This window comes from Pseudonocardia sp. Ae150A_Ps1 (assembly GCF_001932315.1).
Classification (GTDB): Bacteria; Actinomycetota; Actinomycetes; order Mycobacteriales; family Pseudonocardiaceae; genus Pseudonocardia.
The window spans coordinates 3,679,172-3,692,111 of sequence record NZ_MCIJ01000001.1; the positions used below are offsets into that span (position 1 = coordinate 3,679,172).

The 12,940-nt window shown below is 75.1% G+C and carries 13 protein-coding genes; 4 read left to right on the forward strand and 9 right to left on the reverse strand.

Features of this window, described 5'->3' with window-relative positions:
* Positions 1 to 8 precede the first annotated feature (8 nt).
* Positions 9 to 1,067 carry a pseudaminic acid synthase gene (gene pseI / locus Ae150APs1_RS17230; RefSeq protein WP_060576376.1) on the forward strand — a complete coding sequence of 353 codons (1,059 nt, stop codon included), beginning with the start codon at positions 9 to 11 and terminating at the stop codon, positions 1,065 to 1,067.
* 16 nt (positions 1,068 to 1,083) lie between these two features.
* On the opposite strand, the gene Ae150APs1_RS17235 is transcribed toward pseI, so the two are convergent.
* The 9 genes from Ae150APs1_RS17235 to Ae150APs1_RS17275 form a co-directional block, all read right to left on the reverse strand.
* Positions 1,084 to 2,043, reverse strand: coding sequence for an alpha/beta hydrolase (locus tag Ae150APs1_RS17235; RefSeq protein WP_075298940.1), 960 nt, complete (start codon positions 2,041 to 2,043; stop codon positions 1,084 to 1,086).
* Positions 2,040 to 2,513: a MarR family transcriptional regulator gene (locus Ae150APs1_RS17240; protein ID WP_010240588.1), complete on the reverse strand. Its 474-nt coding sequence runs from the start codon at positions 2,511 to 2,513 to the stop codon at positions 2,040 to 2,042. Before Ae150APs1_RS17240 ends, Ae150APs1_RS17235 begins: the two co-directional genes overlap by 4 nt.
* Before the next feature lie 28 nt (positions 2,514 to 2,541).
* Positions 2,542 to 3,177, reverse strand: coding sequence for an energy-coupling factor transporter transmembrane protein EcfT (locus Ae150APs1_RS17245; RefSeq protein ID WP_075298942.1), 636 nt, complete (start codon positions 3,175 to 3,177; stop codon positions 2,542 to 2,544).
* Positions 3,174 to 3,851, reverse strand: a complete 678-nt coding sequence (locus tag Ae150APs1_RS17250; protein WP_075298944.1) for an ABC transporter ATP-binding protein — start codon at positions 3,849 to 3,851, stop codon at positions 3,174 to 3,176. Before Ae150APs1_RS17250 ends, Ae150APs1_RS17245 begins: the two co-directional genes overlap by 4 nt.
* Entirely contained in the window at positions 3,848 to 5,008 is a 1,161-nt protein-coding gene (locus Ae150APs1_RS17255) for a thiolase family protein (protein ID WP_075298946.1), read from the reverse strand. Before Ae150APs1_RS17255 ends, Ae150APs1_RS17250 begins: the two co-directional genes overlap by 4 nt.
* On the reverse strand, positions 5,005 to 6,336 hold the full coding sequence (locus tag Ae150APs1_RS17260) for an AMP-binding protein (protein ID WP_249266374.1): 1,332 nt from the start codon (positions 6,334 to 6,336) through the stop codon (positions 5,005 to 5,007). The genes Ae150APs1_RS17255 and Ae150APs1_RS17260 overlap by 4 nt, the downstream gene beginning before the upstream one ends.
* Positions 6,333 to 6,914, reverse strand: a complete 582-nt coding sequence (locus Ae150APs1_RS17265; protein WP_033200020.1) for a biotin transporter BioY — start codon at positions 6,912 to 6,914, stop codon at positions 6,333 to 6,335. Before Ae150APs1_RS17265 ends, Ae150APs1_RS17260 begins: the two co-directional genes overlap by 4 nt.
* A gap of 70 nt (positions 6,915 to 6,984) precedes the next feature.
* Positions 6,985 to 8,595: a bifunctional UDP-2,4-diacetamido-2,4,6-trideoxy-beta-L-altropyranose hydrolase/GNAT family N-acetyltransferase gene (locus Ae150APs1_RS33685; RefSeq protein ID WP_075298948.1), complete on the reverse strand. Its 1,611-nt coding sequence runs from the start codon at positions 8,593 to 8,595 to the stop codon at positions 6,985 to 6,987.
* Between the two features lie 4 nt (positions 8,596 to 8,599).
* Positions 8,600 to 9,325 carry a glycosyltransferase family protein gene (locus tag Ae150APs1_RS17275; RefSeq protein WP_010232775.1) on the reverse strand — a complete coding sequence of 242 codons (726 nt, stop codon included), beginning with the start codon at positions 9,323 to 9,325 and terminating at the stop codon, positions 8,600 to 8,602.
* 83 nt (positions 9,326 to 9,408) lie between these two features.
* On the opposite strand from Ae150APs1_RS17275, the gene pseB reads away from it, so the two are divergent.
* The 3 genes from pseB to Ae150APs1_RS17290 are packed head-to-tail and all read left to right on the forward strand — an operon-like array spanning position 9,409 to position 12,934.
* Complete coding sequence (gene pseB, locus Ae150APs1_RS17280; RefSeq protein WP_029239670.1) at positions 9,409 to 10,392, forward strand: UDP-N-acetylglucosamine 4,6-dehydratase (inverting); 984 nt, start codon at positions 9,409 to 9,411, stop codon at positions 10,390 to 10,392.
* A 2-nt stretch (positions 10,393 to 10,394) separates the two neighbouring features.
* A complete protein-coding gene (locus Ae150APs1_RS17285; RefSeq protein WP_075298950.1) occupies positions 10,395 to 11,525 on the forward strand; it encodes an aminotransferase class I/II-fold pyridoxal phosphate-dependent enzyme in 1,131 nt (376 codons plus the stop codon).
* Complete coding sequence (locus Ae150APs1_RS17290) at positions 11,522 to 12,934, forward strand: lipopolysaccharide biosynthesis protein (RefSeq protein WP_075298952.1); 1,413 nt, start codon at positions 11,522 to 11,524, stop codon at positions 12,932 to 12,934. The genes Ae150APs1_RS17285 and Ae150APs1_RS17290 overlap by 4 nt, the downstream gene beginning before the upstream one ends.
* Positions 12,935 to 12,940 lie beyond the last annotated feature (6 nt).

A 12,940-nucleotide genomic window follows, 5' to 3' on the forward strand; every position in this document is an offset into this window, starting at 1 on the left:
TCGGCGGCATGCGCATCCCCGACGCGATCGAGATCGGTGGCCACCGTGTGGGGCCCGGCGAGCGGCCGTTCGTCATCGCGGAGGTGTCCGGCAACCACAACGGCTCGCTGGACCGCGCGCTGGAGATCGTCGACGCCATCGCCGGCACCGGCGCGCAGGCGGTCAAGTTCCAGACCTACCGCGCCGACACGATCACCATCGACGCCGACGGCCCGGCCTTCCGGATCCGCGACGACCACGGACTGTGGGGCGGCCGGAACCTCTACCAGCTCTACGAGCAGGCGCACACGCCGTGGGAGTGGCACGCGCCGCTCTTCACACGGGCCCGCGAGCACGGCCTCGTCCCGTTCTCCAGCCCGTTCGACCCGACGGCGATCGACCTCCTGGAGTCGCTCGACGCGCCGGCCTACAAGGTCGCGTCGGCCGAGCTCGTCGACCTGCCGCTGATCCGGCGGATGGCGGCCACCGGCAAGCCGATGGTGATGTCCACCGGGATGGCGACGCTGGCCGAGATCGACGCGGCCGTCGCCGCCGCCCGGGACGGTGGCGCCACCGAGATCGTGCTGCTGGCGTGCACGGCGTCGTACCCCGCCGACCCGGTCGACGCGAACCTGCAGACGATCCCGGCGCTGCGCGAGGCGTTCGGCGTGCCGGTCGGCCTGTCCGACCACACCCCGGGCATCGGCGTGCCGGTCGCCGCGGTCGCGCTCGGCGCCGTCGCGATCGAGAAGCACGTGACGCTGCAGCGGGCCGACGGCGGGGTCGACTCGGACTTCTCCCTGGAGCCCGGCGAGCTGGCGTCGCTGGTCACCGAGACCGACGTGGCCCGGCGCGCGCTGGGCCCGGCCCGGTTCGGCCCGCGGGAGTCCGAGCGGGACACCCTCGCGCTGCGCCGCTCGCTCTACGTCGTCGCCGACGTCGCCGCCGGCGAGAAGGTCACCGACGACAACGTGCGGTCCATCCGCCCCGCCGGTGGGCTGCCGACGGACGCGATCACGACGGTGCTGGGGCGCACCTTCACCCGCGACGTCGCCCGCGGAACGCCGCTGACCTGGGACCTGGTCTAAGCCGGTCGGAGCCCGGCTATCGAGGAGCAGCATCGCCACCCTGCTCGTCGCCGTAGAACATCCGCTGGATGTCGGGATCGAGCCCTTCGACGTCGCTGTCGTCGGAGCGGATCCGAGGTTCGTCCTCTGCCAGGAAAGTCCTGACCAGTGCGTTCACCTCGTCCGGGGACTCCCGGTTCGACCAGTGCCCCCGCCCGGGCAGGACCTCCAGCCGGGCACCTGGGACGGCGTCCGCCGCCGCGCGGGTCCGCGCCAGGGGGACGCCGGCGTCCCGGTCGCCCTGGACGAACAGTGCCGGACACCGGATCTCCGGTAGCCGCGGACGCAGGTCCAGCCGCATGCGGCGGAAGCCGATCGAGTCGTTCTGCCAGTCCGAGCTGCCGGCGTTCCCGGCCCGGGCCTCGTCCAGCACCCGGTCGACGATCTCGTCGAGGTCGGCGACGCGGTCGGCCGAGCCGAACAGCGCCCGACGGGTGAAGGCGGTGACGGCCACCCGGCTGCGGAACGCCAGATTCGGCAGGGTCCGCGACAGCAGCGGCGCCCTCGCGGTGAGCCACAGCAGCTGGTGCACCCCCGGCGGGAACTCCAGGGTCCCGGCCGGGGCGAGCGCGACGAGGCGCTCCACCCGGTCCGGGTGCTCGATCGCGGAGGCGAGCGCCAGTGCGCCGCCCTGGGAGAGCCCGACGACGGCGGCCCGCTCGACGCCGAGGTCGTCCAGCACGTCGGTGACCGTCCGCAGCAGGACGGCGTGCGTGGCCCGGCCGTTCCACGGCCGGCTGCGGCCCTGCTTCGGCCAGTCCGGCGCGATCACCCGGTGGTCGCGCGCGAGGTCCGGGATCAGGTGCTTCCAGCTCAGCATCGCGTTGTCGAGGCCGGCGCCGGACAGCAGCAGCACCGGCGGGCCGGTGTCCCCGGCGAGGTGGACGTGCAGGTTCCCCTCGGGCCGCTCGATCACATGGTCGCGCGGGGTGGTCATCGGTCGCCTCCGGTGCGCCGGGACTCCCACCGCTCCCACAGGGCGGGCAGCTCGGACTCCAGGAACAGGTAGAGCTCGTGGACGTTCACGAGCCGGTCGCGGCGGGCGTCCGGCTCGTCGGCGAGCACGTCGAGGCCGTGCTCCAGCACCCGCCGGAACGCGGTGGCCCGGGCGTGGCGCTCGGCGAGCATCCGGCTCCAGCCGTCGGGCGCGATCCGGAACAGCTCGACCCGCGAGTCGCGGGTGCGCACCCGTTCCACGAGGCCGCCGGGCGTCAGCATCCGGGTCGCGGTGCTGATCGAGCTGCGGCTGACACCGAGCACCTCGGCCAGCTGGGCGGCGCTCTGCTCGGGCGGGTCGCTGATCAGCAGCCAGCCGATCACCCGGCCGGTGATCAGCGGCAGGCCCTCGCGCTCGAAGGACGCGGCGATCTCGTCGACGACGTCGAGTTCCTGTTCCGTGGGTGGCACGAAACAGACATTACAGTCTTTGCAGCAGTTACTGCAAAGACTGGCCGCTGCGGTCGTCGGGGCCGTCGCCCCAGCCACGGGCGGCCAGTGCCTCGCCGAGTGCGTCGGCGTGCCGCAGTGTGCGGATCATGAACGGCACCGCGAACGCCGTCACCGACCTGCCGGCACCGCGGGCCCGGGCCGCGGCCCTGACCTGCCCGGCGATGCCGGACAGCGTCCCCACGGACTGGATCGTCAGCCCGACGAGAAGACCGAGGCGCTCGGGGTCGACGCCGAACCGGCGGAACGGCCCGAGGCCGCGCTCGACCGCACCGACCAGGTCGTCCACCCGGGTCGTGAGCGTGAACAGGGTGGCCACCCCGATCGCGGCGACCAGCCGCAGCGCGATCACCAGCGCCCGGTCCGGGCCGAGCAGCCACCACTGGACGACCCCGATCAGCACCAGCAGCAGCACCAGGGTGCGCAGCAGCGGCCTGATCCGCCGCCACGGGATCCGGGCAACGACGTAGCCGAGCGCCACCACCCCGCAGACCGCCCCGAGGATCCGCGGGTCGGAGGTCAGGACGCTGCCCCCGGCCACCACCAGGACGACGAGCAGCGACGGGCCGGCCGGCGCGCGGTGCAGCGGGCTCGTGCCGGGTTCGTAGAGGCCGAGCGGGGTCACTCCGCACAGATCTTCCGGTAGTACGCGACCGCGGGGCCCGGCTCGTCGTCGGCGACGACCCGGCCACCGTCGAGGACGATCACGCGGTCGAAGCCGTCGAGCAGGTCGAGGTCGTGCGTGGCGAGCAGGACCTGCTGCCGCAGCCCGGCCAGCCGCTCCGCGAACGCACGCTTGTTGCGCAGGTCGAGCAGGGTGGTGGGCTCGTCGCACACCAGCACGTCCGGGTCGAGGACGAGCACCGCGCACAGCGCGAGGAGCTGCTTCTGCCCGCCGGAGAGCTGGTGCGCGGGGTGCTCCACGTGGTCGCCGAGGCCGAACTCGGTGAGCTTCTCCGCGGCCAGCCGGGTCCGCTCCGCACGGTTCCGGACGGTCCGGCGCAGTGAGAACGCGACGTCCTCACCGGCCGTCGGCATGACGATCTGCGAGTCGGGGTCGCTGAACACGAACCCGACCCGGCGCCGGACCGCGGAACCGTGGCGAGCGGGGTCGCGGCCGTCGACCCGGACGCTGCCCGCGGTCGGGCGGACCAGCCCGTTGACCGTCCGCGCGAGGGTCGACTTGCCGGACCCGTTCGCCCCGACCAGCGCGACCCGCTGCTGGGGCAGCGTGAGATCGACGCCGTCGAGGACGACGCGCTCGCCGTACCGGTGGCCGATCCCGTCGAACTCGATCATCGGACGACCCTCCAGCGGGTGGCGACGCCGAGGCCGCCCCCGGACGACAGTGCGGCCAGGCCGGTCTCGCCGAGCCCCTGCACGACGAGACGGTGGAACAGCCGGACGACGAGCACGGCCCCCGACGCACCCCACGGATGCCCGAGCGCGATGGCGCCGCCGTCCGGGCTGACCCGGTCCTCGTCGAGCCCGGCGGCGTCGACGCAGGCCAGGACCTGCCCGGCGAAGGCCTCGGTGAACTCGATCGCGTCCGGCGCGGCGGGATCCCCCGGTGGCGGGTCACCGCCGGACAGCGGGACCGGACGCAGCGGCGGCAGTCCCTGCGTCGCGACGATCGCCGGGACCGCGCCGAGCCCCAGCAGCTCGGGGGCGCAGCCGCGGGTGGCCGCGGCCTCCAGCGCGAGACCGGGGACGCCGAGCTCCCGGCGGCGGGCCTCGGAGACCAGGAGGACGGCGGCCGCCCCGTCGTTCACGCCGCACGAGTTCGCGGCGGTGTGTGTGCCGTCCGGGGTGAAGGCGGGCCGGAACCGGGCGAGCCGCTCGGTGGTGAACCGGTCGCGGGGACGCTCGTCGGCGGTGATCCCGCCGACGGCGACGATCTCGCCGTCGAACCGGCCCGCGCGCTGCGCGTCGACGGCGCGGGCGTGGCTGCGTGCGGCGAAGGCGTCCTGGCGTTCCCGGGAGATCCCGGACCGCGCGGCGAGGACGTCCGCGGCCGGCCCCATGTCGGGGTCGGGGCTCCCGGCCGGGGCGAACGGTGCCCGGGTGTACGACGTGCCGTCCGGCCAGGTCCGGGCCGGTGCGGTGGAGGCGGACTCGGCACCGCCGGCGAGGTACGCGGCGCCGTCGCCCGCCCGGACCGAGCCGGCCGCGGAGACGATCGCGGCGAGCCCGCTCGCGCACTGCCGGTCGACGGTCATCCCGGGGACGGTCTCGCCCAGCCCGGCCGCCAGCGCGGCGACCCGCGCCGGGTTGCCGCCGGGGCCGAACACGTTGCCGAGCAGCACGTCGTCTACCGGGGTGTCGATCTCCGCGGCCAGCGCGGCGAGCACCGGCGCCGCGAGCGCGTCGACGGTGTGGCCGCGCAGCGCGCCGCCCGCCGTGCCGATCGGGGTGCGGCGGGCCGCGATCACGACCGGGGTGTCGTCGGGGGTCATCCGCCGCTCCCGTCCCCGCCGGTCCCGCAGGGCCGGGCGTCGAGGATGCCGTCCCGCAGGCCCGCGTCGACGGCCGCCCGCGCGGGCTTGCCGGAGCCGAGCCGCGGCAGCTCGTCCGTGACCAGCCAGCGCCGCGGACGCTTCGCCGGGGACAGCGCCCGCCGGGCCGCGGCCCGCAGCGCCCGGCGGTCCGGCGCGTGGCCCGGCACCGGCTCGACGACGGCGGTCACCAGCATCTCCAGCGACGGGTGCGGCGTACCGGCGACGACGACGTCCGCGACGCCCGGGACCGCGCGCAGCACCTGCTCGACCTCCTCGGCGACGACCAGCGTCCCGCCCGAGGGGATCGTCGCGGAGGCGCGGCCGAGCACGGTGAGCGACCCATCGGCGGTGATCTCGGCCCGGTCGCCGACGGTGCTCGGGCCGGGCGCTGCCGGTTCCAGCACACCGTGGCGCAGCCGTCCGGCGACGGCCTGCGGGCTGTCGAGCCAGAGCACCCCGTCGCGCAGCTCGGTACGCACGTCCCGGACCGGACGCAGCGGGCCGCCGTCGCGCCGGATCGCGATCAGCGAGTGCTCGGCCGAGCCGTAGTACTCGAGCAGCAGGGTGTCCGGGAGCAGCCGCGCGCACCGCTCGCGGACCGCCGGTGCGACGTGCGCGCCCCCGCAGACGATCACCGACGGCGCGGGCCCGGCCGGGTGCCGCTCCCGGTCGTCGAGCAGCGCGGACAGCAGTGCCGGGACGAGGTGGACGGTGCCGGCGGCGCGGGCGTCGGCGGGATCGAGCCGGTCGGTCGTGACGACGTCGAGCCCGTGGTGGAGCGCGTGCACCGCGCCGAACAGGTACAGCGTCGACGACGGCGGCCCCGGCACCAGGACCGGTCCCGGCAGCGGACCGAGCACGTCGAACCCGATCCGCCAGGACCGGCGGGTCCGGGCGAGGACGGACGGGGGACCGGTGCTGCCGGACGTCGTCGGGAGCAGGAAGAGGCCGTCCCCGGCCCGCGCGGGCCGGTCGGCGCGCGCCGCCGGCGCCGGGTCGTCGCCGGTCGGGAGGACCAGGTCCGGGTCGACGTCGGCGAGGACCGACGCGCGTTCACGGGCCGACCACCCCGGGTCCGCGACGAGCGACGCGGCGCCCAGCCGGTCGGCCGCGAGCAGGTAGGGAAGGACGTCCCAGCGGGACCGCGCCGGAGCGTCCAGCACGATCCGGTCCCCGGCCCGGGCGCCGAGGGCGGCGAGCCGGGTCCGGGCCGCGTCGACGGCCCCGGACAGGTCGTCCGGGAGCCGGAGCCCGAGTCCGGGCGGGGCGGGGTGCCCCGCCGTCACCGGACCCGGGGCTCCGCGGACGCCGGCGGCGGCAGCAGGTCGGGCAGCGCGCGGTGCACCAGCCCGGCGATCACCGCGGCCAGCACGACCTTGATCAGGTCACCCGGGACGAACACCAGCGACTGCACGAGGCCGGCGCCCAGGTCACCGACGTAGGCACCGATCACCGGGATGCCGATCAGGTAGTCGGCTAGCAGCCCGGCGAGGCAGGCGAGGAGCAGGACCGGGAACGTCCGCCTGCGGGACCGCTGCACGATCAGGCCGGTGACCAGCGCCGACAGCAGCCAGCCCAGGACGAACCCGGCGCTCGGACCGACGAACACGCTGATCCCGCCGCGGCCCCCGGACAGCAGCGGCAGCCCGATCGCGGTCAGCACGAGCAGCAGCGCGACCGCCGCCGTCCCGAGCCGCCAGCCCAGGATGGCGCCGGCCAGGATCGGACCGGCGTTCTGCACGACGATCGGGACGCCGGCGACGCCGCCGATCCCCGGGAACAGGCCGAGGACGGCGATGAACGCGGCGAACACGACGACCCGCGCGAGGTCGGCGGCGGGCAGCGCGGGGCGGGATCCGGACACGCGCGAAGGGTAGGTCACCCCGGCGTGTCGGCGGCACATCATGCGGGTTGTGTCACCGCGACACGACCGGTCAGAGCGTCCGGCGGAGGGTGCGGAAACCGTCGTCGTCCGGGCCGGTGCCGTCGTCGGCGTACCCGGCGCGGGCGAACAGCCGGGCCGACGCGGCGTTCCCGGTGTGCACGACGGCGATCACCGGCGTCCCGGGGCCGGTGGACGCCCGCAGCGCGTCCTCGCCGGCCCGCAGCAGCGGGACGGCGAGCCCGGACCCGCGCCGCTCCGGGGCGACCGTGATCGAGACCTCCCAGCCGGTGCAGTCCCGGTCCCAGCGGACCGTGCCGACCGCACCGTCCACGTCGGACACGACGAGCAGCCGCCGGTCGGTGCGGTCGAGGGAGCCCGCGAGCCAGCGCCGATGCGCGTCGAGGTCGATCTCGCCGGTGGAGCGCGACCACCGCCGGGTCTCCGGGTCGTTGCGCCAGCCGAGCAGCATCTCCGCGTCGTCGAGCCGGGCGGGGCGGGCGTGCAGGGCACCCGCGAGGACGGTGTGCTCGACGTGCTCCCGCCGGGCGGCCCCGTCCGGTTCGCCGACGGCGGCGGCGAGCGCGTCCACGATCCGGTTCGCCCCCTCGCCGTCGACGACGGTCCGGGCCCGCGCCCCGAGCGCGTCCCTGCGGCCGGGGCCGGTCAGCAGGTCCCGCAGGACGGCCGCCCCCGGCTCCGGGTCGGCGAGGTCCGCGGCCCCGCCGAGCCCGGCCGCGGCGCCCGCGGCGACGACCGTCCGGTAGCCCTCGACCTGGTTGTCCGCGGCCAGGACCAGGGCCATCGGGACGCCGACGCAGCACAGCTCCCACACCGTCGTCCCGGCCGCGCTGACCACCAGGTCCATCTCGGCCATCGCCGCGGGCAGGTCCGGCAGCGGCGCGATCGCGCGGAACCGCGCCGGGCCGCCCTCCGGGAGCGTGACCGACCGGCCCGCAGGGACGACGACGTCGACCTCGGCCGGAACGTCCGCGGCGGCCAGCGCCGCCACCACCCGCCCGAGCAGCCCGGCCGCGTCGGTGCCGCCCATGACGACCAGCACCCGGGGCGGGACCCCGGCGGTGGCGGGACGGAGGTCCCGGTCGCGGACCTCCCGCACCCGGCGGGCGCGCCGGGCCGCGATCCGCAGCGGGGCGTACGCGGGTCCGCGCAGCAGCGTCGTCGAGCCGTCGTCGGGCCGGGGATGGTCGTCGGCACCCAGGTTGGGGTCGACGACCAGGTCACCCGGCCGACGGCCGGTGGTGAAGTCCTCGACCGTGGACAGCGCGATGCCGGCCGCGTTCAGCGATGCGCGCAGGTCGGTGCCGAGCAGGTAGTGGTCGACGTGCACCGCGTCGATGCGCAGTTCCCGGGACAGTGCGACAACGTCGTCGGGGGTGTCGGCGGGACCGGCAGGCGTGGTCGGGTCGAGCAGTGTTCCGGGCGGGCCCGCGGGTGGCTCGTGCACGACGGGAGCTCCGGGTCGGCCGGGAGCGAAGTTCAGGTGCAGAAGTCCGGCCCACAACCAGCCGAGAGCCTCCAGTCGCCCGGACCAGAACACCTCGTGGCCCGACATCGCCGCCGCCTCGGCGACGGCGGCGCACCGGACGGCGTGCCCGACCCCGGTCGACGGGCCGGCGTCGCAGCGGAGCAGCAACCGCACCGGCTCAGCCCTCCGCCAGGGACTTCTGCCGGACGTGCGCGTTGAGCGCCACCAGCTCGGGGTGTGACCGGAGCACCGACACGACGGACCGCCAGTCCGTCCGGTCGCCGAGCAGCTCCACCAGTCCCTGCAGGGCCTGCAGGTCGTCGGCGGTGTCCAGGGTCACCCGCAGGTCGTTCGCGGCCGGGGCGACGACGATCCCGAGGCACCGGAACCGCTCGGGATCGGCGTAGAGGCCGGAGGTGACGTGGATCCGGTCGTGGCCGGTCGCGGTGGTCGCCAGGTCGCGCAGCGCGGCCACCGTCGCGAGCTCGACGTCGAGCCCGCGGGGCAGGGTGCGGACCAGGGTGCTGGCCACGTAGTCGTGCTCCGGCGCGTTCCGCCAGGTCGCGGCGACCAGGCCGATCAGCTCCGGATCGAGCAGCGGGCAGTCCGCGGTGAGCCGGACGACGGCGTCGCACGGGTGCTCGTCGGCGGCCCGCACGAAGCGGTCCAGGACGTCGTCCTCGGAACCGCGGACCACCCGGACGCCGAGCTCGGCGGCCCGGTCGGCGACGGCGTCGTCACCGGTGGCCGTCGACGTCGCGACCACGACCTCGTCGACCCCCGGCGCCGTGCGCGCCGCGGTGACCACCCGGTCGAGGACCGGGCGTCCGCCCAGGTCCCGCAACACCTTTCCGGGCAGGCGGGACGATCCCGTCCGCGCCTGGATGACCGCGTTGATCCGCACCTGCTCGCTACCTGCTTCGATTCGTCCGGATGAGCGCGTGCCATCATGCCGGGCGGGAGAAATACCGTGGATGTGGAGGCGTGATGTCGGTACTCAAGGGCTCGTCGGTCCTGGTCACGGGCGGGACGGGGTCCTTCGGCAAGGCGTTCGTGCGCGCCCTGCTGGACCGCTACGAACCGCGCCGTCTGGTCATCCTGTCCCGGGACGAGCTGAAGCAGTACGAGTGTCGCTCGCTGTTCGGCGACGACCCGCGGCTGCGCTGGTTCCTCGGTGACGTCCGCGACCAGCCCCGTCTGCGCCGTGCCATGCACGGCGTCGACTACGTGGTGCACGCCGCCGCGCTGAAGCAGGTCGACACCGCGGAGTACAACCCCTTCGAGTTCATCCGGACCAACGTCGAGGGCTCGCAGAACGTGGTCGAGGCCGCGATCGACGCCGGGGTGAAGAAGGTCGTCGCGCTGTCGACGGACAAGGCGTCGTCGCCGATCAACCTGTACGGCGCCACCAAGCTGTGCGCGGACCGGCTGTTCGTGAGCGCGAACCACTACGCGGCCGCCTACGAGACCCGGTTCGCCGTGGTCCGCTACGGCAACGTGCTGGGCAGCCGCGGATCGGTCGTGCCGCTGTTCAAGAAGCTGGCCGCCGACGGGCAGTCGCTGCCGATCACCGACAAGCGGATGACCCGGTTCTGGATCACCCTCCCGGACGCCGTCCAGTTCGTTATCGACTCGTTCGACCGGATGCAGGGCGGCGAGCTCTACGTGCCGCGCATCCCGTCGATGCGGATGACGGACCTGGCCGAGGCCATCGCGCCCGGCGCCGCGACCCACGAGATCGGGATCCGGCCCGGCGAGAAGCTGCACGAGGAGATGATCGCCGCCGACGACTCGCGGCGGACCCTCAAGCTGGCCGACCGCTACGTCGTCGAGCCGTACATCGCCGGCTGGGGCTACACCTCGCCGGAGGGCGGCGAGCAGGTGCCCGACGGTGAGGCGTACCGCTCGGACACCAACGACCTGTGGCTGTCGCCCGAGCAGCTGCGCCAGATGGTCGAGGCCCTGGACTGAGCATGCTTCCCTACGGACGGCAGTCGATCTCCTCCGACGACGTCGAGGCCGTCACGGCGGTCCTCGGCACGGACTGGCTCACGACCGGCCCGGCGGTCACCCGGTTCGAGGACGACCTCGCGGCCGTCACCGGGCACCCGGCGGTGGCTGTCACCAGCGGCACGGCGGCGCTGCACGTCGCCTACGCCGCGGCGGGCGTCGGGCCCGGTCAGGACGTCGTCGTCGCACCGCTGACGTTCGTCGCGACGGCGTCGGCCGCGGCGCTGCACGGGGCGAACGTGGTCTTCGCGGACGTCAGCGAGGACACCGGCAACCTCGATCCGGACGCGGCGAAGGCCGCGCTCACGCCGTCCACGACCGTCGTCGCGGGGGTGGACTACGCCGGTCACCCGATCGACGCCGGCCCGCTGCGGGAGATCGCGCACGGCGCGGGCGCCCTGCTGCTGGAGGACGCCGCGCACTCGGTCGGCGGGACCTGGCACGGCCGTCCGGTGGGCGACCTGGCGGATCTGACGACGCTGAGCTTCTTCCCCACGAAGAACCTCACGACGGCCGAGGGCGGCGCCGTCGTCTCGCCGCGGCCGTCGCTCGTGGAGGGCGCCCGGTCGTTCCGCAACCACGGACTCGTCCGTGACAGGGAGCGGCAGCGGTTCCCGGACGAGGGCCCGTGGCACCAGGAGGTGCACGCCTTCGGCCTGAACTACCGGCTGCCGGACCTCCTGGCCGCGCTCGGGTCGTCGCAACTGGGCCGGCTGGCGGCCTTCACCCGTCGCCGGGCCGAGATCCACGCCCGCTACGACGCGGCGCTGGCCGGCGTCGCCGAGGTGCGCCTGCCGTCCCGGCGCGACGGCGCCGACCCGGCCTGGCACCTCTACCCGCTACGCGTGCTCGACGGCCGCCGCCGCGCGCTGTTCGAGCACCTGCGTGCGAACGGGATCGGGGTGCAGGTCAACTACGTCCCCGCCTACTGGCACCCGGTGTTCGCCGATCTCGGCTACCGCCGCGGGCTGTGCCCGAACGCGGAGACCTACTACTCGCAGCAGCTCTCGCTGCCGCTGTTCCCCGATCTCACCGACTCCGACGTGGACCGGGTGGCGGCCCTCGTACGGGAGTTCTTCGGACACGGGGAATGACGTCCGTGGCCGGGAACGCGAGCAAGGACGTCCTCGGTCGCGGTTCCCTCTACACCCTCGGCAGCGTCGCGCCGATCCTGGCGAACGTGCTGGTCACGCCGGTGGTGACACGCGTGCTCGGGCGCGAGGAGTACGGCGTCGTCGCGATCGGCCTGATCCTCGTGCAGGTCGGCGCCATGGTCGCGGGCTTCGGGCTGGCGTCGTCGATCACCCGGCACGGCATCCTCGAGAAGTCCGGTGTGGACGGCGCGCGGGCGCTGGTGCTGCAGGGCAGCGCGCTGTCGACGCTGCTGGTCGTCGCCGCCGTGCTGGCCGGCCCGCTGTGGAGCGAGCCGGTGCTGTCGGTGCCCTGGCAGACCGGGCTGGCGTTCGCCGCGCTCGCCGCGGCCGGGTTCGCGATGGTGCTCAACGCGCAGGCGTTCCTGCGGGTGCAGGACCGTCCGGTGCCGTTCGTGGTCATGTCCGGGGTCGCGACCCTCGGCGGCCCGCTGCTCGGCCTGGCGATGGTGGTCTGGCGGGCCAGCGACGCCGACGACTACCTGTTCGGGCTGCTGCTCGGCTACCTCGCCGCCGGCCTGACCGGGATCGTGCTCGCGCTGCGCGACGGATGGCCGCGGACCGAGCGCGGTGACCTGCGGAAGGCGCTGAAGGTCGGCCTGCCCGCCGTCCCGCACCTGGTGGCGCTGCTGCTCGTGCAGAACTCGCTCGTCCTGATCGCGACCCGCTGGTTCGGCATCGACGACGGCGGCCGCATGCAGATCGCGCTGCTCCTCGGGTCGGCGCCCGCGATGATCGTCTCGGCGTTGAACAACGCGTGGGCGCCGGTGGTCTACCGGACCGACCCGGCCGAGCGGGGCGCGGCGCTGGAGCGCAGCGCCCGCGACGTCGCCGCCGTGACGGCGGCGCTGTCCGGCGGGGTGGCGCTGCTCGCCCCGTTCCTCCTGCAGATCCTCGCCCCGGCCGAGTTCGCCCCGGCCCAGCTGGTCCCGGTCGCCGCCGTCACCTCGATCGGCGCCGTCGTCTCGGTCGCCTACCTGGCGAACGTGCACCTCGTGTTCGCCTCCGGACGCAGCGGTGGGCTGGCCGTCGCGAGCCCGATCAGCCTGGTGGTCGGCCTGGCCGCCGCGGTCGCGCTCGCGCAGACCGGGTCCCTGACGGCGGTCGCCGTCGGGTTCCCGCTGATCTACGTCGCGCTCGCCGTGGGGACGTCGCTGCTGCGCAGACGGGTGTCGGAGACCAGCTGGCGCGAGCAGGTGCTGCTCGGCCCGCTCGCCGCCGGGCTCGTCGTCTGCGGGGCCGGGGTGGTCCTGCCCGCCGACGGCGTGCTGTGGCTGTCGGTGCGGTTCGGGCTCGCCGCGATGCTCGGGGTCGCGCTGCTGTGGATGGTGCGGCGGACCTTCACCCGCTGACCGGGG